17 protein-coding genes are annotated in these 22426 nt (G+C 71.7%); 1 reads left to right on the forward strand and 16 read right to left on the reverse strand.

The features are described 5' to 3' along the window. Nucleotides 1-1186 precede the first annotated feature (1186 nt). Complete coding sequence (locus ACZ6KY_RS34415) at nucleotides 1187-1867, forward strand: phosphatase PAP2 family protein (protein ID WP_469314173.1); 681 nt, start codon at nucleotides 1187-1189, stop codon at nucleotides 1865-1867. Between the two features lie 7 nt (nucleotides 1868-1874). Here the strand turns inward: ACZ6KY_RS34415 and ACZ6KY_RS34420 are convergent, their stop codons facing one another. Genes ACZ6KY_RS34420 through asnB form a run of 16 tightly spaced genes read right to left on the reverse strand, consistent with a single transcriptional unit; the run spans nucleotide 1875 to nucleotide 22426 of the window. Further along, on the reverse strand, nucleotides 1875-3209 hold the full coding sequence (locus ACZ6KY_RS34420; protein WP_469314174.1) for a glutamate-1-semialdehyde 2,1-aminomutase: 1335 nt from the start codon (nucleotides 3207-3209) through the stop codon (nucleotides 1875-1877). A gap of 7 nt (nucleotides 3210-3216) precedes the next feature. Next, complete coding sequence (locus ACZ6KY_RS34425; protein ID WP_469314175.1) at nucleotides 3217-3768, reverse strand: dTDP-4-dehydrorhamnose 3,5-epimerase family protein; 552 nt, start codon at nucleotides 3766-3768, stop codon at nucleotides 3217-3219. After that, on the reverse strand, nucleotides 3765-5006 hold the full coding sequence (locus ACZ6KY_RS34430) for a polysaccharide pyruvyl transferase family protein (protein ID WP_469314176.1): 1242 nt from the start codon (nucleotides 5004-5006) through the stop codon (nucleotides 3765-3767). The genes ACZ6KY_RS34425 and ACZ6KY_RS34430 overlap by 4 nt, the downstream gene beginning before the upstream one ends. Further along, a complete protein-coding gene (locus ACZ6KY_RS34435; protein WP_469314177.1) occupies nucleotides 5003-5950 on the reverse strand; it encodes a glycosyltransferase family 2 protein in 948 nt (315 codons plus the stop codon). Before ACZ6KY_RS34435 ends, ACZ6KY_RS34430 begins: the two co-directional genes overlap by 4 nt. Continuing rightward, nucleotides 5947-7257: a hypothetical protein gene (locus ACZ6KY_RS34440; RefSeq protein ID WP_469314235.1), complete on the reverse strand. Its 1311-nt coding sequence runs from the start codon at nucleotides 7255-7257 to the stop codon at nucleotides 5947-5949. The genes ACZ6KY_RS34435 and ACZ6KY_RS34440 overlap by 4 nt, the downstream gene beginning before the upstream one ends. A gap of 5 nt (nucleotides 7258-7262) precedes the next feature. Further along, nucleotides 7263-8537, reverse strand: a complete 1275-nt coding sequence (locus ACZ6KY_RS34445) for a DUF4910 domain-containing protein (protein ID WP_469314178.1) — start codon at nucleotides 8535-8537, stop codon at nucleotides 7263-7265. Continuing rightward, nucleotides 8534-9559, reverse strand: a complete 1026-nt coding sequence (locus tag ACZ6KY_RS34450) for an NAD-dependent epimerase/dehydratase family protein (protein ID WP_469314179.1) — start codon at nucleotides 9557-9559, stop codon at nucleotides 8534-8536. Before ACZ6KY_RS34450 ends, ACZ6KY_RS34445 begins: the two co-directional genes overlap by 4 nt. A 3-nt stretch (nucleotides 9560-9562) precedes the next feature. After that, nucleotides 9563-10210, reverse strand: a complete 648-nt coding sequence (locus ACZ6KY_RS34455; protein WP_469314180.1) for a PIG-L deacetylase family protein — start codon at nucleotides 10208-10210, stop codon at nucleotides 9563-9565. Next, on the reverse strand, nucleotides 10207-11034 hold the full coding sequence (locus tag ACZ6KY_RS34460) for a glycosyltransferase family protein (RefSeq protein ID WP_469314181.1): 828 nt from the start codon (nucleotides 11032-11034) through the stop codon (nucleotides 10207-10209). Before ACZ6KY_RS34460 ends, ACZ6KY_RS34455 begins: the two co-directional genes overlap by 4 nt. Continuing rightward, a complete protein-coding gene (locus ACZ6KY_RS34465; protein WP_469314182.1) occupies nucleotides 11031-12266 on the reverse strand; it encodes a class I SAM-dependent methyltransferase in 1236 nt (411 codons plus the stop codon). Before ACZ6KY_RS34465 ends, ACZ6KY_RS34460 begins: the two co-directional genes overlap by 4 nt. Beyond that, nucleotides 12263-13537, reverse strand: coding sequence for a glycosyltransferase (locus ACZ6KY_RS34470; protein ID WP_469314183.1), 1275 nt, complete (start codon nucleotides 13535-13537; stop codon nucleotides 12263-12265). The genes ACZ6KY_RS34465 and ACZ6KY_RS34470 overlap by 4 nt, the downstream gene beginning before the upstream one ends. Before the next feature lie 2 nt (nucleotides 13538-13539). Continuing rightward, entirely contained in the window at nucleotides 13540-14772 is a 1233-nt protein-coding gene (locus ACZ6KY_RS34475; protein ID WP_469314184.1) for an O-antigen ligase domain-containing protein, read from the reverse strand. A gap of 1 nt (nucleotide 14773) precedes the next feature. Next, nucleotides 14774-16294, reverse strand: coding sequence for a right-handed parallel beta-helix repeat-containing protein (locus tag ACZ6KY_RS34480; RefSeq protein WP_469314185.1), 1521 nt, complete (start codon nucleotides 16292-16294; stop codon nucleotides 14774-14776). A 9-nt stretch (nucleotides 16295-16303) separates the two neighbouring features. Continuing rightward, complete coding sequence (locus ACZ6KY_RS34485; protein WP_469314186.1) at nucleotides 16304-18271, reverse strand: alginate lyase family protein; 1968 nt, start codon at nucleotides 18269-18271, stop codon at nucleotides 16304-16306. Continuing rightward, nucleotides 18268-20472 (reverse strand): bi-domain-containing oxidoreductase, encoded by a 2205-nt coding sequence (locus ACZ6KY_RS34490; protein WP_469314187.1) that lies wholly within the window; start codon nucleotides 20470-20472, stop codon nucleotides 18268-18270. Before ACZ6KY_RS34490 ends, ACZ6KY_RS34485 begins: the two co-directional genes overlap by 4 nt. A 25-nt stretch (nucleotides 20473-20497) precedes the next feature. Further along, entirely contained in the window at nucleotides 20498-22426 is a 1929-nt protein-coding gene (gene asnB / locus ACZ6KY_RS34495; RefSeq protein WP_469314188.1) for an asparagine synthase (glutamine-hydrolyzing), read from the reverse strand.

The following is a 22426-nucleotide window of genomic DNA, read 5'->3' on the forward strand; positions in this document are numbered from 1 at the left end:
CCATCCGCGTATCTCACACACTCCGGGATACCTCCACCACACCGGAGCCATCAGGCATTCCAGGACACTTCACCCTGACGAGCCGAAGTCAGTAAAGACCCCGTAGACCGGGCGGCAGCCGCGCCGCTGCGCCGGGGCCGCGCCTGCCAGAACGATCGGCTCAGAACGGGAGACGTACTGCGCGGCCCGTACACCCGGGCGGCTTGCCTCCGCATCCGGCACGAGGCGCCGACAGGAGAACACGTCGCGCGCCCTGGCATTTCGACGCTGCGCGCAGCGACCTCCGCGTCGCGTCCCGGACACCTCTATCGAAGGCGACCAACTGCAGGTGCCAGCCTGAGCCAGGTGCGGGGGGCAGCGGGTAGTTCTCGGGGATGGCGAAGAAGTCGAGGAAGAGGCCGGGCCGGTCGGTCGGGCTGGCTGGCGCGGCTGACGGGGCAGCAGGTGGTCGACGGTTTACCCGGGCCGGACGGTGTGCGGATCCGGTACGCGCGGCCGCAGGACGCGGACATCTATCCGTGCCCAGGGCCCAAGTCGAGGCCCCCAGGAGGGCGTCGTCCACGACGCGTCACCATCGCGCTTCCGGTGACGCTCAGCGGCTCCGGCACGGGAAAGCGATCCGGGACCAACATTCGCGGAGTGTTGCCCCGCGGACTTTCCGACGGCGGGTTGCCGCGACCCCATTGTTGGTTAGGGTGGCCAGTGGGGAGTGATTCCGATGCCCTTGGCCAGGGTGATGGGCAGGCTGGCGAGTTCGGGGCTGCACAGACTGCCAACTCCCGAGCGGGCCAGCCCGTACGTCTGACGATCCCGGCCATGTCGGCGGCCGGCAGCGGGCAGTTCTCCGGGGCGCGGCATCGCGCTGGCGGCGGTTGACATGGCGTCGGTCCCGACGGGAGGGGGAGGTGCATCGCATCCGCCGGATGGTCTGCGACCGTGTGCGCGCCTTTCCCCGTCTTGGCCATGAGCGGGGTGTCCGGTTTGACCACCACCGGGTAGAGGGCCGCGGCGCGGTCGACTTCGGCGATGAAGTGCGGTCTTCCGCTGGGGTTGTAGGCGCGGATGGCGACCGGAGCTCGAATCGCGAAGCGCGCGGCGCGGGCCCGGACCACCAGGTGGGCGGCCAGTTGGCCTTCGGCACGAAACGCCGGCAGAGCACCGCAGGCCGACCGGACGCGGTGGGCGTGTGACCGGGCGGTCGGCGCCAGAGGCGCTGCCCCCGTCGCTGCGCGTGTGGCTCGGGCCGACTGCGGTCCTCGCCGCGCTGGTGGTCGTCGTGCTCGGGGTCCTGTATGCCGACGACAGCAAGCCCGGCACGGTGGACGCGCGGATCTGGGCGGCGGTGTACGGTGTCGGGCCTCCGTGGCAGCACGTCGCTCTGGCCATGGACTTCTTGGGGGAGCCCGTGGGAGCGGCGACGCTGGTCGTGGCCGCGATGACGGGCTGCCTGCTGCTTCGGCGTCCTCGCGCAGCGGTGCTCGTCGTTGCCGGGATCGGCATGACCGTGGGGACGGCGACGCTGCTCAAGTCCCTGGTGGGACGCACCATCCACGACGGGAACCTGTCCTACCCGAGCGGGCACACCGCCTTTGCCACCGCGCTCGCCCTCGTCGTGGCGGTGCTCGCGACCAGCCGGCTCGGCCTCGGCAGGACGGCCGGCACGCTATTCGTGCTCGCCGCGGCGCTGATTGCCGGCACCGCCATGGGCTGGGCGCAGGTCGCCCTGGGCGCGCACTACCCGACCGACGTCCTCGGTGGCTGGTGCACCGCGCTGGCGGTGATACCGGCGACCGCGTGGCTGGTCGACCGAGTGGCTGAACGGCTGGTCGGTCGCATGGCCGACGCCGGTCGGCGGGAGCGTCACTGACGTCACGTCAGGCCAAGCGGCGGAATACGGGCTTCACCGGTCGCCCGACCAACCAAGGGGTGGGGTCAGCGGCGTCCAGTGCCTTCCGGTACACCGCGCAGGCCTGGGCCACCACGTCGACGGTGTGATCGATGTCGGCGTCGTCGAGCGCGCTGCTCACCACGAACGACGGGGCCAGCACCCCGCCCGCGAGGAGTCGGCTCAGGAACAGGGTGCGGTACCGCTGCGACGGCTGACGGTTCTCGTCGAGGGTGGCGAAGACCAGGTTGCTGGCCCGGCCCCGGACGACGATGTGGTCGCCGACGCCCATGGCCGACGCGGCGTCGCGGACCCCGGCGGCCAGCCGCTCGCCGAGGGCGTGCAGCCGCGCGGTGACGCCCTCCTCGGCATAGGTGGTCTGCACGGCCATCGCGGCTGCCAGGGAGTGCGTTTCCGCACCGTGCGTGGTGGACAGCAGGAACACCCGGTCGCCGGAGTGGCGCAACCCGCCCAGCTCCATCAGATCGCGGCACCCGGCCAGGGCGGAGACGGCGAATCCGTTGCCCAGCGCCTTGCCGAACGTGGAGAGGTCGGGGACGACGCCGTACAGGCCCTGGGCGCCCGCTTCCGACCAGCGGAACCCGGTGATCATCTCGTCGAAGATCAGTACGCAGCCGTGCCGGTCGGCCAGCTCGCGCAGGCCGGCGAGGTACCCGGGCGGCGGTTCGGTGTGGGTGGCGGGTTCGAGGATCAGGCAGGCGACCTCGTCCTGGTACCGGGTGAGCAATTCCTCCGTGGCGGCCAGATCCCCGTACGGGAACGTCACAGTGAGCTCGTTGGTCGCCGCCGGGACACCGGCGGACATCGGCGTGGTGCCGATGAACCAGTCGTCGACGGAGAAGAACGGATGGTCGGCGCAGATGGCCACCCGCGGGCGTCCGGTGGCGGCGCGGGCGAGGCGCACCGCGGCCGTGGTGGCGTCGGAGCCGTTCTTCGCGAACTTCACCATCTCGGCGGTCGGCACCGTGGCCAGGAAGCGTTCCGCTGCCTCGACCTCCACGATGGACGGCCGGACGAAGTTGCTGCCGCGGTCGAGTTGCCGCCGCACCGCCTCGATCACGCGTGGGTGGGCGTGGCCGAGGCTGACCGACCGCAGGCCGGAGCCGTACTCGATGTAGCGGTTGCCGTCGATGTCCCACACGTGGGCACCGCGGCCGTGGCTGATGACCGGGGCCAGGTTGTCGGGGTACTGGTCGTCGCCCTTGGCATAGGTGTGCGCGCCCCCCGGGATCATGGCGTGCAGCCGCTCGTTCGCCATCCGCGAGCGGGGGAGGAGGAGTTCTTGGGTGTCTTCGGTGGGCACGCAGACCTCAGCTTTCTCTGTGCTGCAGGACCTTGGCGAGGCTCGGCGCCTCCCGGTCCCGTTGGGACATCGAGGTGACCGGCAGCGGCCAGGGAACGGCGAGCTCCGGGTCGTCGAAGGCGATCGTCACGTCCTCGGCCGGATCGTGCGGGCGGTCGATCTTGTACGAGGTGTCGGCGGTCGCGGTCAGCGCCTGGAAGCCGTGCGCGCACCCCGCCGGGATGTACAGGGTCGCCTGCGTCTCGCCGGACAGCTCGAAGAAGGCCCGGTTGCGGTACGTCGGCGACCCGGGCCTGAGGTCCACGACGACGTCGAAGATCCTCCCGTACGAGCACCGCACCAGCTTGGCCTCGCCGGCCCCGGAGCGCAGGTGCAGGCCGCGCAGCACGCCCCCGGCCGAGCGGGACAGGCTGTCCTGGATGAAGGCGTCCGGGTCGAGGCCCACCGAGCGGACCACGTCGGCGTCGAACGTGCGGCAGAAGAAGCCGCGTTCGTCGGCGTACGGCGTCGGCTCGAAGAGGTACGCGCCGGTGATCTCCGGGACTTCGGTCGCTTTCATGGAGCCTTCCGCGAGGTGTGGGCGTGGCCGGCCGCCGGGAACAGGGCCGCCGTCAAGGAGTTGAACTGGTGGTCGAGTCGCCGGGCGGCGGCCAGGTTCCGCTCGGTGAGCGTCCGCCTCAGGTCGGCCGAACTCTTCTCCAGAGCACGGAACTGTTCGAGCAGCCGGTCGGCGTCGACCTCGCGCGCCGGGTGGCGGTACGCGCCGAGGCCCATCTCCGCCATGAGCGAGTCGCTCTTCGCCGCGTAGCAGAGAGCGAGCACCGGCGTACCGGTCTTCAGCGCGCAGATCAGGTTGTGGTACCGGACCGCCACCACGGTGTCGGCAGCCGCCATCTCCTTCATCAGGTCGGCCAGCGAGGACGGCTCGGCGGCGGTGACCAGCGGCGAGTCCACCGCGCCGAGGATCGCGGCGACCACCGACGCGTCGCACTCGTCACCGGTGAGCAGCCGGACGGTCCTGCCCTCCTCGACCAGCGCGCGGACGAACCGGATCGTCCCGTCGAGGTAGCGCCGGTGTATCTCGTCGGCCCGGGCGCGATCGTCGTTGCCGCCGTGGAAGTCCATGACGCCGACGCAGACCGGGCCCGGCGGGGCCGACGGATCCCAGGCCGCGCTCGCCGGCGGCGTCGGCAGGGAGAACGCGAGGTCCGGGTAGACCTCGTCGCGCGCGGTGTCCACGCCCATCGCCCGCATCGCGTCGCGGGACTGCGCGTCCCGGTACGACCGGTACGCGGCCAGCCGCGCCGACCAGCGCACCAGGGCACGGGTCGGCCGGTTCCCGATCGGCGCGGCCCCGACGCTGACCAGCGCCACCCGGGTGCCCAGCAGCCGGCCACTCGCGCAGAGCAGGAACAGCGAGTACGGGAAGCCCCACGGCCGCAGCGGCAGTGTCGCCTCCAGGACGCCCATGCCCGGCACGATCACCACGTCGTGCCGGCGCACCCAGGCAGCGGTGCGGAAGACGTCGACGAGTTTGCCCAGCCCCTTCGCCGCGACGGCGCCCGCACGGGACGCGGTCCGGTACTCCCCGCGGTACCAGTGGAGCCGCGTCGCGGGGATCCCGAACCGGGTCGTCACGGCCTCGGGTCCGCCGCACAGCGCGTCCACGACCGCTTCCGGGTGTTCGGCGCGGAGGTAGCCGAGCACGGCTTCGAGTGATCCGTCGTTGCCGAGGTTGCCGGAGCCGAGCAGGCCGAACACCCCGACACGCACCGGGGCCCTGTCCGCGGCCGTCACGTCTGCCTCCCCTCACGGCCGGCGACCAGGGCGTCGACCGAGACGGTGACCCGGTCCGGGTCGACCGGGGCGCGGTCCTCGACCCGCTCTCCGGCGCCCGGCCGGACCCGGCTGGTCATCCACGCGGACAGGTGGCGATAGCACGCGCGCCGGTCGGCGGGGGACAACGGCGCCCGCCGGATCGCCGCGACGAAGCCCCACATGTACTCGGCGAGCAGCCGCGGCGTCGGGTGCAGCGGGCCCGCCCGGCGCGGGTCCAGGTTGACGCACCGGGCGCGCTTGCCGGGATTCGCCCGCTCGGCGCGCGTGGGGTGGTCGCGGCGGAAGTACAGCAGCTCCGGCACCTGATGGAAGGCCCCGTGCAGGGTGATCTCGGCGACGAACGTACGGTCCGCGTGGTGGTAGCTGTCGAGCGGCTTCACCCGGCGCAGCATGTCGGCCCGCATCACCCCGTAGAAGTCGTCGCCACCCGGCTCGAACAGCAGACTGCGGAAGCGCTCGGGCGCGTGCGGGGAGTCGGTGGCGAGCGTGTACTCGTAGGGGACCTTCACCTTGCCGTCGCCGTCGATGACCGCCTGGCCGGTGTGCGCGAGGATGATGTCCGGCCGCTCGTCCAGCGCCTGGACGCAGCGCAGCAGCAGGTCCCGGCCGTACAGGTCGTCGTGCGAGGCCCACTTGAACAGTTCGCCGCGGGACTCGGCGAACACATGGTTGTGGTTCGGCGTGGCGCCGATGTTCCGGGGCAGCCGGAGGTACCGGACGCGCGAGTCCCGTGCGGCGTACTTGCGGCAGATCTCCTCGGTCCCGTCGGTCGAGGCGTTGTCGGAGACGACCAGCTCGAAGTCCTCGTACGTCTGGCCGAGCAGGGCGTCGAGCGACTCGGCCAGATACTCCTCGCCGTTGTACACGGGCAGGCCGATGCTCAGCCTGGGTCGGGCGTTCATGAGGTCCTCACTTCGGGGATGGGAGTGCGGTGGCGCTCGTTCAGGGCGGACCGCAGTTGCAGCCACCACACGGCCGAGCCGCTGATGGTCGCGCAGGCGACTCCCCAGGCCGAGCCGACCGTGCCGGCGGCGACCGCCCCGCCGAGCCCCCCGCTGACATAGCAGGCGGAGGCGAACAGTTGGCAGCGCAGGCTGCGCCGGGCCGCGCCGAGCGCGCGCAGCCCGGCCGCCGCGCCGGTGCCGAGGCCCGCGCCCGCGACGCCGAGGGTGATCGGCACGATGAGCTCCGAGGCGGAGTGCCAGACGCCGCCGAGCACCGCCTCGCCGAACCGGCCGGGCATCAGCAGCAGCGCCGCGCCCCAGAGCAGCGCGCCGGCGGCCTGCCCCCCGCCGAGGAGCAGGCAGAACCTGCCCAGTTGATGCGGGGCCTGCCGCAGCACCCGTGCCGCCTCCGGGACGGTGACCAGCGAGAGCCCCATGAGCACCGCCAGGAACGGCCCGAGCAGGAGCTCGGCGCCCCGGACCGCGCCCACCGCGCTCACCCCGACGATCGCGCCGAGCCCGTACGCCCGTAGCTGGCTCGCGCCACTGAGGCTGACGTTCTCGACCAGGTACCGGTAGCCGAGGTCGCGTTGTTCGCGAAGCCAACCGCGCGCCTCGGTCGTCCGGGGCCGGATGCCGGACTGGATGTAGCCGTACCCCGCCGCCACCGTGGCGGACGCGCCCCAGGCGAGCACGAAGGCGGCCACGCTGCCCACCCGGGCCGCCACCACCAGGGCCGGGACGAGTGCGACACCCCACACGACGTCGTTGACGAACGCCTTCCGCCCGGCGCCGGCGGCGAAGAACGAGAACCGCCAGGCGTCCTGGAGCAGCAGCCCCGGCAACATGACACCCAGGGCGGCGAACGCGGGCCCCACGCGGCCGCCGAGGCCGAGCCCGGCCGTGAGACACACCGCGCCGAGGGCGGTACCGACGCCGAGCGCGGTACCCGTCGACCGGCCCACCGCCCCGCGCCAGGAGGCGCCCGGCACGCCGCTGAAGCGCACCACGAGCGGATCGGTGGCCAGCCCGCGGGAGACGTTGAGCACGACGCCGTACGTCACCCAGGCGAGGCTGAACACGCCGAACGCGGTCACCCCCAGCGAGCGGGCCACGTAGATGCCCACCGCGAAGTTGCTCACGCTGGAGGCCGCCTGGTCGGCCAGTCCCCAGGACAGCCGGCCGACCATGGCCCGCTTGGCCGCCCTCCGGGTGTGTCCTGGCGGGGCCGCCGATGCCGTCGTCTTCTCCCCCTCGGTGGTCATCGGCGTCATGCCTTGATCAGTTCGGCGCCGCACAGGGCGTCGGCCGCGGCGGCGACGGTGTCGAACGGCAGCCCGGACCGCTCGGCGACGTCCAGCAGACTGTGTTCGCCGTCGGAGAGGCTGAGCACCCAGAGCATGGCCATCTGGGCCTGCTTGGTGTCGCTGCGGCCGCCGAGAGCGTCGTACAGCCCGCGCCGGCCGAGCTGCGGTTCGCCGTAGGGGCTGAGGTTGACGTACCGCCGGTTGCGGTCGAGGACGGCGAACGCCTCACGGCAGAGGGCGAGCGTGTCCGCCATCGCCTCCGGGGAGACGAAGTCCGGATTGTCCGCCGAGGTGTGGTACTCGGGGTAGCCGGCGTAAGGGGTCCGGCTGAGCGAGCCCACGCCGAGGTCGAACCCGGGTGAGCAGAACTGCCGCTCGTCGTAGCCGTACGGAGTGAACTCGACGACGCGGTGCGGGCGTTCGGAGGCGTCCAGCACATGCCGCAGCACCCGGTCGATCTCCGCGTCGCCGCGCCTGCTCTGCTTGTACGTCAGTTGGCCCGGGTCGCCGGCGCAGGCCAGCACGAGACCGTGCTTGACCCGTTCGATCCGCTCGGCGTTGCGTGCCAGCCAGGTGATCGCCCCGATGGTGCCCGGCGCGTAGATGAACCGGTAGGTGTAGTACGGGGTCTCCCGCGCCAGCGCGTGGGCCAGGAACGTCGCCACCGCGATGCCCGCCAGGTTGTCGTTGGCCAGCGACGGGTGACAGACGTGACAGGAGACGATCACCTCGTCGGCGACCTGTCCGGGGACCACGTGCTCGGCGTAGGTGAGGTGGCCGTCGGCGAGTGTGGAGTCGATCCGCACCTCGTACTCGCCGTCCGGCATGGCGTCCAGGGTCTCCTGGGCCAGGCAGAACCCCCACTCCGGCTTGTAGTAGCTGGTGCGGTACGGCACCCACGACGGCTGGTCCGGCAGGGTGTACAGGTGCGAGCCCAGCTCGGACAGCGGCATGGTCGCCGACACCGGCACGCTGTAGCCGAGCACGTGAAGACTGGACGCGGCGAAGTCGACGACCCGGTTGCCGGCGGGGTCGGCGATGTACGCGTCGCGGATGTTCCACTCCTGCGGCACCGTCCAGTCGAGCACCTGGGTCCCGGTCGGCACCTCGTGCACCTGGAGCGGGATGTACTCGCCGACGATCTCCAGGGTGGCGCGCACACCGTCGCCGGTGATGCTCCGGCACAGCGGGTACAGCCGCTCCACCAGCGCGTGCATCTCATCGCCGGCCGTGGTCATCGGCGCCACCGCAGGGTGTCGTCGACGGTGCCGGCCTCGGTCGCCGCGCGCAGCACGGCAAGGCGGGTGAAGCGTCGCTCGAAGTCCTCCCGGGTCAGCCCGTGCTTCCGGTAGGCGTCGGCGAGTTCGAGCGCGCCCTGCTTCACCGTCCACTCGCAGTCGAAGCCGGGGATCGCCGTGCGGAAGCGGGAGAAGTCCACGCGGTACGACCGGGAGTCGGCACCGTTCTCGCCGGTGATCACCACCTTCGCGCCGGACACCGCCTCTGCGACCTGCTCGGCGATCTCGGCGACCGTGACGTTGTTGACCTCGCTGCCGATGTTGAACGCCCGGTCGTGTACCGCCTCGTGCGGCGCGGTCAGCGCGGCCGTGAAGGCCCGTGCGATGTCGGCGGCGTGCACCAGCGGGCGCCAGGGCGTGCCGTCGGAGAGCACGAGGACCTCGCCGGACAGCAGGGCGTGCCCCACCAGGTTGTTGAGCACGATGTCGGCGCGCAGCCGGGGCGAGAAGCCGAAGGCGGTGGCGTTGCGCATGTACACCGGGGTGAAGTCGTCGTCGGCCAGCGCGTGCAGGTCGTCCTCCACCCGCACCTTGGATTCCGCGTACGGCGTCACCGGGCGCAGCGGAGCGTCCTCGGCCACCAGGTCGCCGCCGCCGGCGGCGCCGTAGACGGAGCAGGTCGACGCGTACAGGAAGCGCCGCACTCCGGCGTCGCGGGCCAGCCGGGCCAGCCGCACGGAGGCGTGGTGGTTGATGTCGTAGGTGAGGTCCGGCGCCAGCGATCCCAGCGGGTCGTTGGACAGCGCGGCCAGGTGGATCACGGCGTCCACCCCGGCCACGTGCTCGGCCGTGACGTCGCGCAGGTCCACCTGCGGCCCGGGCGGGTCCGCGGGCAGCGGGCCAAGGACGCAGTCGGCGAACAGGCCGGCGTCAAGACCGACGACCTCGTGCCCGGCGGCGGCGAGGACCGGGGCCATCACGGTGCCCAGATAGCCCTGGTGTCCGGTCAGCAGTACGCGCAAGGTTCATTCCCCCAGGTCGAGAGTGAGTTTGGTGACGGCGAACGCCTCGGCGTAGCGCGCGTTGCTTTCGATGCCGCGGATCCGGGCCAGCCCGAGGAAGGCCTCCCGGTCGTACCAGGGCCGGTGCTGCTGCGAGGGGTAGTGCTCCTGCAGCAGCCGCACCTTCTGTTCGGCGATCTCCGGCGACAGCGGCTGGTACGCCGCCGGACGACCGAGATCGCCGTCCCACTTGACGATCTCGTAGCCGAGCACGAGATGGTCGCGGAACGCGGTGGTCACCAGCTTCGCCAGACCGCGGTGATCCTGGTGCGCGTCATCGGTACGCGGGGCAAGGACGAGATCCGGATCGGCTTGCCCGCGCAGCTCCTCGACCGCGGCCTTGGCCTCGTCCCAGTGCGCGGGCATCCGGCCGTCCGGCAGCTTGAGCACGGTCAGCCGCAGATCGGCGCCCGGGCAGAAGGCGGTGAGCGCGGCCTGCTCCTCCTGCTCCCGCTCGCCGCCACCGCCGGAGAGCACCAGCGCGTCGACGCGGATGCCCGGCCGCGCGAGGCAGAGCGTCAGCAGCGTGCCACCGGCGCCGATGGCGATGTCGTCGCAGTGCGCGCCCACCGCGACGATCCGGTCCAGGCGCCCCGCGCCGAGCCGGATCACGCCCTCGCTCCGGCGCCGCTCCTGCTGCCGGTCGCGCTCGCCCCCGCGCCGTCCCGTTCCCACACGGCCCACGGCCGGTCGCCCCGGGCGTAGGCGTCGTCGAGCGCGGCCCGCTCCTTCACGGTGTCGGTCGGCTTCCAGAAGCCGCGGTGCTGATGGGCCACCAGCCGTCCGCGCTTGGCCAGTTGGGCACATCCGTCGGCGACCAGGTCCCCGTTCTCCGGTATGTGGTCGAAGACCTCCTGGCGGAGCACGAAATAGCCGCCGTTCTCCCACAGCGGCATGTCGCTCACCGCGGTGATGCCCCCCACCAGGCCGTCCTCGCCCAGGTCCACGCAGTGGAACGAGGACTGCGGCGGCACCACCATCATCGACGCACCGGCGTCACGCCGGGCGAACCGGTCGATCATCTCCGGCAGCGGGGCGTCGGTGAGCACGTCGGCGTAGTTCGCGAGGAACATCTCGTCGCCGTCCAGGTGGTGCCGCACCCGGCGCAGCCGCTCCCCGATCGGCGACTCGATACCGGTCTGCGCGAACGTGATCGTCCAGTCGGCGATGTCGGTGGACAGCAACTCGGTCCGCCCGCCCCGCAGCACGAAGTCGTTGGACGTCGTCTCCTCGTAGTTGAGGAAGAAGTTCTTGATGTGGTCGGCCCCGTACCCGAGGCACAGGATGAACTCCGTGTGCCCGAAGTACGCGTAATAGCGCATGACATGCCAGATCAGCGGGCGCGGGCCGACCATCGCCATCGGCTTGGGCACGTCGTCGGAGGCCCCGTTGCGCATACGTAGCCCGTAACCGCCGCAGAACAGAACGACCTTCACGATGTGACCTCGACAATGCTCAGTTCCGGGATGGGAAAGACCAGTCGGCCGCCCCACTCGTTCACGAAGGACAACTGCTCGGTCAGCTCGGCCCGCAGGTTCCACGGGAGGACGAGGACGTAGTCCGGTTTGTCTGCGGCGATCTGCTCGGGCGGCAGGATCGGGATGCGGGTGCCGGGGGTGAACCTGCCGTGCTTGTAGGGGTTGCGGTCGACCGTGTACGGGAGCAGGTCGGGCCGGATGCCGCAGTGGTTGAGCAGGGTGTTGCCCTTGCCCGGGGCGCCGTAGCCGACGACCGTCTCGCCGCGCTCGGCCGCGTCGATGAGGAACCGCAGCAGGTCCCGGCGCACCTTGGCGACCCGGGCGGAGAACTCGGTGTACCCGGACAGTTCCTGGAGCCCGGCGGCCTTCTCCCGGTCCAGCACGTCGGCCACGCGACCGCTCGGCTCCCCGGCGACCTCGGCAGGCCGGGCCCACAGCCGGATGGAGCCGCCGTGCGTGGGCAGTAACTCGACGTCCACGAGCGTGAGTCCGCCGCTCGCCAGCGCCCGGGCCGCGGACGCGACCGTGTAGTACTGGAAGTGCTCGTGGTAGATCGTGTCGTACTGGTTCTCCTCGATCAGGGTCAGCAGGTGCTGCACCTCGATGGAGACCCAGCCGTCGTCGGCGACCAGGGCGCGCAGCCCCTGCGTGAACCCGACCACGTCGGGGATGTGCGCGTACACGTTGTTGGCCACGACCAGGTCCGCCGGGCCGTGCTCGGCGCGGACGGCCGAGCCGGTGTCGGGGGACAGGAACTCCGTGAGCGTGGGCACACCCGCGTCCCGCGCCGAGGCGCCGACGTTCACCGACGGTTCGATGCCGAGGCAGCGGATCCCGCGGTCCACCACGTGCCTCAGCAGGTACCCGTCGTTGCTCGCGACCTCGACCACGAAGGCGTCGGGGCCGAGCCCCACCCGCTGTACGGCGTCGGCGACGAACGTGCGCGCGTGCTCCACCCAGGAGGTCGAGAAGGAGGAGAAGTACGCGTACTCGCTGAACGTCTCCTCCGGCGTGATCAGCGGAGGGATCTGCGCGAGCCAGCAGTCGGTGCAGACCCGCAGGTGCAGCGGGTACGCCGGTTCCGGCCGGTCCAGTTGGTCCGCGGCGAGAAAGCTCTCGCACGGCGGGGTCGCCCCCAGATCGACGACGCTCGCAAGCGTCGCCGAGCCGCAGAGTCGGCATCGTGTCATCTACTGCCCCCATCCCGCTCGCGCGGTTCTTCCCGCAGCGAGCCAGTGCTGTTGTCCCCCACCGGCGACGGGCCATCCCCGCCGCCGGACCGACCCGCGATCGCGGTGCGGTACCCCTCCACCAGGCGTTCGAGGCCGACGGCCGGGCTGAACCCCTGCTCGTAACGGCGCCGGGCCGCCTGGCCCATTTCCCGGTTGCGGTCCTGTCCGGCCGCGATCCGGCGTATGCAGGACGCGAGCGACGCGGACTCGCCCGGCCGGTGCAGCAGCCCGGTCACCCCGTCCTCGACGAGTTCGACGAAGGCGCCGTGACCGGCGGCGACGACCGGGACCCCCGCCGCCATCGCCTCCACGACCACCAGGCCGAACGCCTCCAGCCACGTGGAGGGAGCCACCACGGCGACCGACCGCGCGATGGCCTGCCGGCACTCCGCCGTGTCATAGAGCCCGACGTACCGGATGTCGTCCCGGCCCGCCGCCCAGGCGGTCACCTCAGGCTCCAGCGGCCCCGTACCGGCGATCACGAGCGGGACGCCCACCCCACCGTCGGCGGCGAGTTCGTCCCAAGCGGCCATGAGCAGCCGCACGCCCTTGGCCTCCGCGAGTCGGCCCAGATAGAGCAGATGCTCGCCCGCGCCCGCACGGCGGGCGCCCGGTTCGGGCACGAAGTTGTGCTTCACCGCCAGGCGCTCGGGCGGCATCCCCGACCGCACCAGGACGTCGCGCTGCGCCGCGGAGATGCAGAAGAACCGCTCCACGCCGGACCACCACCGCCGTCGGTTGACCGACATGCTGACCGCGAGCGGCACCGTCGCCAGCCGGGAGTTCCGGTAGCAGCCGTGCCGGACGGCGGGCAGCGGCGCGGACCCGACGCACTCGGTGCACGGCCGGCCGTCCCGCTGCAGCGTGCCGGGCGGGCAGACCTGGGTGTAGTTGTGCAGTGTGGCGACGGCGGGCACACCGGCGTCGGCGCAGGCGGCCAGCACCGCCGGCGACAGGAGCGGGAAGACGTTGTGGACGTGCACCACGTCCGGGCGCTCGGTGCGAAGGACGGCGGCGAGCTCCGCGCGGACCGCCGGGTTCCACGGCACGAGCAGCGGTATCGCGGCCTTGCCCAGCAGGGACCGGGCGGCGATGTCGTCGCTGCGCCGCTCGAACACCTCGACCTGGTGGCCGGCCCCGCGCAGCAGCGCCACCTCCTGGTCGACGACCTTGTTCTCCCCGCTCGGCTGCGCCGAGGCGTAGCGGTTGTGCACCACGAGGACGCGCATGCTCAGGTCACCTCCGATCTCCGGGCCCAGCGCGGGACGCCTTGTCGGGGGACTTCCGGCGTCGAGAGGGGAGTGGCCGCGGCCGGGGCCGCCAGCAGCGAGGCGGCCACGGCCAGATGCAGCAGATACGGCGAGGCGTCGCCGAGCCCGGCCTCGGTGTACGACGCGATCGCGCAGTAGCTGATCAGGAAGATCGCGCAGGCCCGCGACAGCGACGGCGGCCGCAGCAACGCGACACCGCCCAGCACGATGACGATCGCCGCCACCAGGGCGACGCCGGTCATACCCTGCTCGTTGAACACCGCCAGCCAGCTGTTGTCGATCGGCAGCCCGCCGAACGACTTGTCGCCCAGGCCCACGCCGAGCAGGTACTCCGAGGTCGTTCGGGGTGCTGCCAGCAGGGCGTCCCAGACCTTGGCCCGACCGGTGAGGCTGGAGAAATTCTCCTGGCTCTGTCCGCGCAGGAACCACGCCTGCAGCGCTGAGGCGAACCCCACCGCGGCCACGGCGGCGGACAGCACCGCCCAGGTGAAGAACCGGCGGGCGGCGGCGCTGGTCAGGATGAGCGAGCCGATCGCCAACGCCAGCCCGACGAGCAGGCCGAGCGTGGCCGTCCGGGTATGGGTCAGCGCGAGCAGGACGAGTGACGGCACGATGATCACCGCCGCGCTGGTCCTGTCGGTCCGGCGGCCCAGAACGAGCAGCACGGTAAGCCCGATGATCACCGCGGCGTACTGTCCGATCTGCGGCGGGGTGAGCGGCCACAACGCGCCGACCAGCCGCCCGCCGTAGAGGTCGGGCAGGGCCGCGCCCGGTGAGATGACCAGACCGGCGGCCACCGACCCGAGCACCGCGAAGTACATCCGGATGTGGTGCCGGACGAACGTCGGGCCGCCGTCCCACCAGCGGCTGAGCAGCCACAGCGTGCCGACGAAGAGAGCCAGCCGGGCGCAGCGGAACAGCGCGCCGAACCCGGACTCCAGGTTGGCGCTGGAGATCACGCTCAGCCCCAGCAGCAGGGTGAGCAGGAACAAGAAGGCGCTGGCTCGGATGTGCAGACGGAGATTGACCGCGAGCGCCAGCGTGAACGCGGCGACCAGCGCGCCCATGGTGACCATCTGGATGAGGGAGCGGGGCAGCGGGACGATGGTCCTGGCCCCGGCGGAGCCGAGCGTGTTGAGGATCAGCAGCCCCCAGACTGTCGCGACGATCTTCGACGGGTGGTCCGCGCCCATCTCAATCACCGTCCTGCGCGCGGAAGGCGCTGCCCGCGTCCTGCTGGTACGGCGTGCCCTGCCACTGCCCGGAGTCGAGGATCCGGCTCGGGTCGTGGGCGACGAACATCCATGGTCCGACGTAGACGTTGTCGTGCCAGCGGTTGTGCTGCTCGCGGGTGATCGCCTCGGCCACCCGCTCGCCCTGGTACGGCGACCAGTCCGGATAGGTGCCGTAGTTGGCCAGCACCGCCATTCGGTCGCACTTCACCGTGCAGTCGACGACGGACTTGTCCAGCACGAAGCGGTTGCCGTGGATGTCCACCCGCTGGGTCTTCCACCGGCAGTCGGAGTAGAGCGGTGCGGTGGCGATCGCCGGCTGTACGCAGCGGTCGGTCTTCTTCACCAGCAGCGTGCATTCACCGGACGAGGTGTTGGCCGGGCTGTTGCAGAACCGGTCGGCGTTCTCCCACAGCGTGATCCCGGACCAGTTGTTCTCCAGCACGTTCCGATAGATCTCGATCTTGTCCGTGCGGGCCGGGATCCGTGGTTCGCCGCCGGACTCGGACAGGTAGATGGTCGCGAACGGGAAGTTGTCGCCGCGGTCGGCGTACTTGCGGCCCTCGACCCAGTTGTTCCGCCGGATCGTGTTCTTCCGGATGACCGCGTTGTAGCTGGTCTCGTAGATCAGCGCGGCACCGTCGTTGTCCTCGAGCACGTTGTCCTCGATGAGGAAGTCGTTGTTGTCGGTGTCCGCCCACAACCCGGTTCCGCGGTTGTCGTGCACCCAGTTGCCGCGTACGTCGGCGCCGTTGACGTCCCAGAACTTGACGCCTCCGGTGCAGCCGCAGCCCGGCCGCCGCCGCTCCCAGTCGTCCCTGTTGTTGCCCACGATCTCGTTGCCCTCGACCACCAGACCGGTGATACGGCCGGTGGCCTGGTAAGCGTTCATGCCGTACTGGCCGTTGCCGCGCAGGCAGTCGGCGAGGACCCGCTGGCGGGCACCGGCCATCAGCCCGGCGCCGGAGTTGTTCTGGATCGTCGCGTGCTCGATCACCCACCCGTCGGCCGAGTCGTGGTTGACCACCCCTTCGTCGCGCGGCGCGACGAAACCCTGCACGGTCAGGTAGCGGATGGTGACATCGCGGGCGCTGCCTCCGAACGCGTACTGGTTGGTCTTCCGGCCGTCGAGTACCGCGCCCGGCGCGCCGAGGTAGACGTTCCCCTGCTTGGGGACGACCTGGGCGTAGCGGTCCGGTTCGAGCCTGTGCTTGCCCGGTCGAAGCCAGAACGTGGTGTTCGGGGGGTGGCTCTTGGTTTTCGCGGCCAGGTCGCCGGTCACCGCGGGGTCGACCGTCACCGCGCCCGCCGGCGCCTTCGCCGGCCCGGCCGCGGGCTTGGCGCACACGCGGGCCACGGGCGTGGATGGCGCGGCGGTCGGCTTCGGACGCGCGCTCGGCATGCTCTCACAGCCGGTCGCCGCCAGCAGGGCCAGCGCCAGCAGTGCCGTCGGCAACGCCTGATGCCGCCACTTGATCCCCAAGCGTCCTCCCTAGCCGTGGAACCTGAGTACGGTGGTGAACCCCTGCGTGCCGTCGGCGAAGCCGGTGCCGACGAGCGTTGTGGTGGGTTCCTTGCGCCCGAAGCCGGCGGAGTACCAGCCCAGTGGCGGGTCACTCTCGCCGCGATGGGCCGTCCAGCACAGCTTTTCGGGCAGGTCGAGCGCCGCGGAGCGGTCCTCGCCGTCCCGGGTCCAGATGAGGAGGGCCCGGTTCCCCACCAGGTCCGCGGTGATCGCCGGGCCGAGGTGGAAGGCCAGCTGTACGGCCCGGCGCGGGCCGCGCACCTCGTCGACCACCCTCAGTTCTTGGCTCGCGGCCGTCAGCTCCACTCGGCGGCGGTGCACGGAGTGCTGGTAACCGTCGTGCTCGGCACACCAGCGGGCCGTCCCCCCGTCGGAGGCGTCGGACGGGTCCGCGGTCAGGACGCGGCTGCGGGCTTGCCGGGTCCACAGGAACGGGCCGCCGGAGACGGACTGGTCACCGCCGTCCAGCCGCAGGGTGTTGTGGCCGAGGGTCGACCGGAAGTATTGCCGCCACTCGGGCTGCCCGTGGTAGCAGTACGTCCCCGGGTCGGCGAGCACGTCGACCCCGTCGTGCCGGACTTCCACGGACAGCGCGTCCGCGTGAGCGTGCGCGGCGATGGACAGGAATCCGTGCGGCCCACCGTCGCAGCGGCACCAGATCTCCGCCGGACCGCGCAGGATGCTCATGCCCGCGTCGGGGAAATGCGCCGGTCGGCTTGCCGGACGGGACACGGCCGGTGCCGTTCCGTTCTTCGAGTACGGCCGGATGAGCGCGGCCAGCAGTGGGGTGCGTACATCGGTGCCGGTCACCGTCGGCCACCAGGCGAGCCGGCCGAACACGGCGTCCCCGGTGGCCAGCAGCGAGGCCCAGCGGTCGGTGCCCGCGCCGTCCACGATCAGGCCGTGTCCGTCGTCCGCGTCCCCCTGGCGCGGCGGCCGTAACCGGTTGTCCACGACGGCCGCGAGCGCGTCGGTCATCCGCAGCAGTACCAGCCGGATCGCCGCGGGCACCGGCACGCCGGCGGCATCCGCCTCGGCCACCGCGGCCAGGCCGAGCTCCAGCACCAGTCCGTGATACTCGGTGGCCAGCTCGCGGTTGAGGCCGGAGTCGAAGGTGTTGCCGCGCAGATGCCGCTCCAGCGACCGCAGCGCGCCGGCTCGCCAGCGCGCCGAGGAGGGGAACCACCCGAACGCGCAGGCGGCGGCGAACTGTCCGGCGGCCTCGGCGATGACGTGGTTGTTCGCCGAGGACCCCCGGCTGGGGAAGGCGGCCAGCCAGCGCTGGTGGTGCCAGATCTGGTTCAGCGCCGCCGGGTTGCCCTCGAACAGCCCGGTCGCGCCCGGCCAGTCGTCGAGCAGCCGGCGGATCCACACCCAGGACAGCAGCCGGATGCCCAGCTCGATGCCGCTGATCCAGTGCACGCCGCGCAGCGGTGGGTTGGCCGTCCACCAGGAACGCAGGTGCTCGGCCACTCGCTCGGCGTACCGCTCCTCCCCGGTGATCGCGTAGGCGGCGGCGAGCACGGTGAGGTACTGATGCCGGGACAGCTCCCAGATCTGCTTGATGTCCCCGACCGCGTCCTCGTTCCGGTACGGCACGTCGAAGGCGTAGCCCCAGGGAGCGCGGCGCCCGGTCTTCGGGTCGCACCACCAGTCCGGGTCGTCCAGGTCGTCGCGGACCACCCCGAAATACTCGGCGTGCCCGTACATCAGCCGGTCCGCCTCGGCGATGAGACGTTTCGCGGCGTCCGGAGGTATCGCGGCGATCGCCTGGGCGGGCAGTACCGCGGTGAACCGGGCACCGGTCACGCTCGGGCAGTCCGGCCGCGCCGACCGCCACCGCCGCCTGCGCACCGCGTCGCCCACCCGGCCGCCGACCTCCCGCGGTCCCATCCTGGACAGCCGCCGCAGGTACCAGCCCGCGCTCATGGTCATCGCGCCCTCGCCAACGTCACCGGCACGCCGCCGGCCAGGCCGGCCTGCACGGCGAGGGTGGCCGACGTCGTGGCGACCAGCGACTCCAGCGGCACCGGCATCGGCCCGCCGGTCCGTACGGCCTTGACGAACGCGGCCAGTTCGGCGGACTGGCCCTTGTCCCGGGCCTTGGGCAGCCGCGAACTGACCCACCGCTTGCGGTCGGCCCCGCCGTCGGAATACACGGAGGCGCGGACGAAGTCGTCGAGCCGCAGCACCTTGCCGTCCGCGACGAGGTCCAGCGTCTCCTTGGGGAATCCGGCCGCGCCGTTGGTGACGTAGCTGATGGCGGCGGTGGATCCGTCCGGGTAGCGGAGCACGACCTGGAGGTCCTCGTTGCCGGACGGGGCGACCGCGTACACGGACACCGGGTCGGCCCCGAGCAGCCAGCTCGCCGTGTCGATGAAGTGCCCGCCCTCGCCGGCGAAGCGCGAGCCCTCGGTGCCCTGCTGGAGGTACCAACTGCCGTGTCCAAGACGGCCCGCGTTGACCAGGTAGCGAAGGCTCGCCGGACCGGTCCGGGCGCCGAACCGCTTCCTGGCCTCCTGCAACAGCGGCGCGAACCGGCGGTTGAAGCCCACCTGCAGCCGGTCGTTGCCGGACTCCTCCACCGCCGCGAGCACGCCGGCCAGCTCGTCCTCGCTGAGCGCCAACGGCTTCTCGACGAACACCGTCTTGCCGGCCAGCAGCGCCTTCCGGGTCAGTTCGGCGTGCGAGCTGTGCCGGGTGACGACGAACACCGCGTCGATGGACTTGTCGCCGAGCACGGCGTCGAGATCGGTGGTCGCCTCGGTGAAGCCGAACTTCCGCTGCGCGTTGGCCGCGGACAGCGCCGTCGTGGTGACGACCGTGGCCAACTCGACGCCGTCGCGCTGTCCCAGGTGCGGCAGCAGCATCGACGTCGCGTAGTTTCCCGCACCGACGAACGCCAGCCGCACCGGCGCATGGGCGGACCGGGCCGGGGCGGACGCTCCGCCGCCGCGTCGCACCGCGGGCACGGCCACCGCCGGGGCCTCCGCTTCCCCCGCTTCCGCCTTCTGCTGGGGATACCGGAACAGCACGGCCACGGCCTTCAGTTCACCGTCCTTCATGTGCTGGTACGTCTCGACGGCGTCGTCGAAGTCGGCGACGTGGGAGACCAGGGGCTCCACGTCGACGCGGCCGCGGGCCAGGAGATCGAGGAAACACGCCAGATTGCGGCGCTCCGTCCAGCGCACGTAGCCGATCGGGTAGTCCCGTCCCTCGAGCTCGTACTCCGGGTCGTAGCGCCCGGGGCCGTACGAGCGCGAGAACCGGACGTCGAGCTCCTTCTCGTAGTACGCGTTCCACGGCAGGTCCAGGCGGCACTTGCCGATGTCGACGACCCGGCCTCGGTCCCGGCAGAGCCGCGCGGCCAGCTCGACGGGCTGGTTGCTGCCGCCACCGGCGGCCAGGTACACCTGGTCCACGCCGTGCCCGCCGGTGAGTTCGGCGACGGCGGCCTCCACGGCCGCGGACGCGGGATCGCCGCAGGCCACAGCACCCAGGCTCTCGGCGAGCTTGCAGCGCACCGGGTCGGGGTCGGCCCCGACGACGCGGACCCCCGAGGCGGCAAGCAGTTGCGCCACGAGCTGCCCGATCAGCCCGAGGCCGATGACCAGCGCCACCTCGCCGAGCTGCGGCTCGCCTTGGCGCACGCCCTGCATCGCGATCGACCCGACGGTGCCGAAGGCCGCGTGCCGCGGCGCGAGGCCGTCCGGCACCGGGGCGTAGAGGTTCCTCGGTACCCAGTTCAGCTCGGCGTGCAACGCGTGCTCGTTGCCGGCGCAGGCCACGAGGTCGCCGACCGCCACGTCGTCGATCCCGGTGCCTACCTGCTCGACCACCCCGCACAGCGAGTAGCCCAGCGGCGTGTAGGAGTCCAGCTTGCCCATCACCTTGCGGTAGGTGGCGGGCACCCCGTTGGTGGCCACGCTCTGCATGACCTTGGCCACCTGGTCCGGACGGGAGCGGGCCTTGCCCAGCATCGACATGCCGGCCTCGGACACCTTCATGAGCTCGGTCCCGGTGGATATCAGCGAGTAGGCGCTGCGGACCAGCACGCCGCCCGGCTTGCAGCCCGGCACCGGCACGTCGAGCACCGCCAGCTCGCCGCTCTTGTAGTTCTGAACAACCTGTTTCACCCGAGCTCCTCTTGTTTCAACGCTGTCAAGCCGCTTGGCTCTGGCCGGAGCCGGAGGTCGCGCCGCGATACCAGTACTCGAGCGTCAGCACATGCCACAGATGCTTGGAGAAGTCCCGCTGCCCGGCGGCGTCCTCGGCGACCATGCGCGCCAGCGCGTCGCGGCGCAGGATCCCGGAACGGACGAGCACGCCGTCGTTGACCACCTCACGCACCAGCGGTGCCAGATCCCGGCTCATCCAGGCCCGCAGCGGCGCGCTGAACAGGCCCTTCGGCCGGTACACGATCTCCCGGGGCAGGACCGAGGAGGCCGCCTCCTTGAGGACGGCCTTGCCCTGCCGTCCGACGATCTTGCGATCACCGGGCACGGCGAACGCCGCCCTGACCACCTCGACGTCCACGTACGGCACCCGCACCTCGGTCGAGGCGGCCATGCTCGACCGGTCCGTGTAGGCGAGGTTCAGGCCAGGCAGGAACATCCGGGCGTCGCCCAGGCACATACGGTTGACGAAGTCGTCGAGGTCGTTGTCCTCGTAGATGTCCGCGTGCTCGGTCAGCACGTCCTCGACCGTCCCGGCCAGGTCCGGATCGACCAGGGCGAGCAGCTCGTCCTGGTCGTACATGGTGTAGCTGCGCCGGAACGCGGTCTCCTCCGGCAGATCGGCGAAGGAGAGGAACCGCTTCGCGAAGCGCACCGACCGGTACCCCCGGCGGGCCGTGGCGACCGGCAGCCGGTCCACGGCCGCGGACAGTCCGCGTCGCAGCGGCCGCGGGACGCGCTGGTAGCGCAGCGCGATCAGGTTGGCCAGGTGCTTGCGGTAACCGGCGAACAGCTCGTCGGCACCCATCCCCGAGAGCATCACCTTGACCCCGGCTTCCCGGGCGGCCGAGCAGATCAGGAACGTGTTGATCGCGGCGGGGTCACCGATCGGCTCGTCCAGGTGGTAGGTCATCCGCGGCAGCAGGTCGAGTACGTTCGGAGCGATCTCGATCTCGTGCAGGTCCACGCCGAACCGCTCGGCCACCTGCCGGGCATAGCGCAGGTCGTCCGGCATCGCCTCGAACCTGGCGTCCTCGGCGCGGAACCCGATCGTGTAAGCCGAGATCCCGGGGCGGTCGCGGGCCGCCAGCGCGGTCAGGTAGCTGGAGTCGAGACCGCCGGAGAGGAAGGTCGCCACGGGGACGTCGGAGAGCAGGTGGCGCCGGGTCGACTCCTCGACGACGGCAGCGATATCCGGCTGCTCGCCGTCCTGGGCCCGCTGCCGGCCCTCGGCGGCGACGTCCCTCAGGTTCCAGTACTGGCCCCGCTCCACCCGGCCGTCGGGCCGGCACCGCAGCCAGCTTCCCGGCGGCAGCTTCTCCGCCTCGCGGAACGCGCACCGTGAGTCCGGCACCCAGTAGTACAGCAGCGAGGCCACCAGCGCCGCATGGTCCACCTGGAGCGACCCACCGGTCACGGCGGCGAGCGCCTTGAGTTCGGAGGCGAACACCAGACCTTCGCCGCGTCGGAGCAGGAACAGTGGCTTGATGCCGAGTTGGTCGCGGGCGAGCACCAGCTCACCGGTTCGCTCGTCGAAGATGCCGAACGCGAACATGCCGCGCAGCCGGGGCAAACAGTCCGTGCCCCAGCGCCGCCAGGCCTCCAGCAGCACCTCGGTGTCGGAGGTACCGCGGAAGCGCACCCCGGCGGCTGCCAGCTCGGCACGCAGCTCGGGCGCGTTGTACAGCTCGCCGTTGTACGTCAGGACGAGGCCGCCCGAGGCCATCGGCTGGGCGCCGGTCTCGGACAGGTCGATGATGGCCAGCCGGCGGTGTCCGAGGTGCACTTCGCCGTCACCGACGGGGTGGCTGTACCGGCCCGCCCCGTCCGGACCGCGGTGGGCGAGGGTATCGGTGAGCCGGTCGGCCACGGCCTTTCCGTCCGGCCACCGGTAGGTTCCTGCGATGCCACACAT

Source organism: Streptomyces sp. NPDC042002 (genome assembly GCF_055588305.1).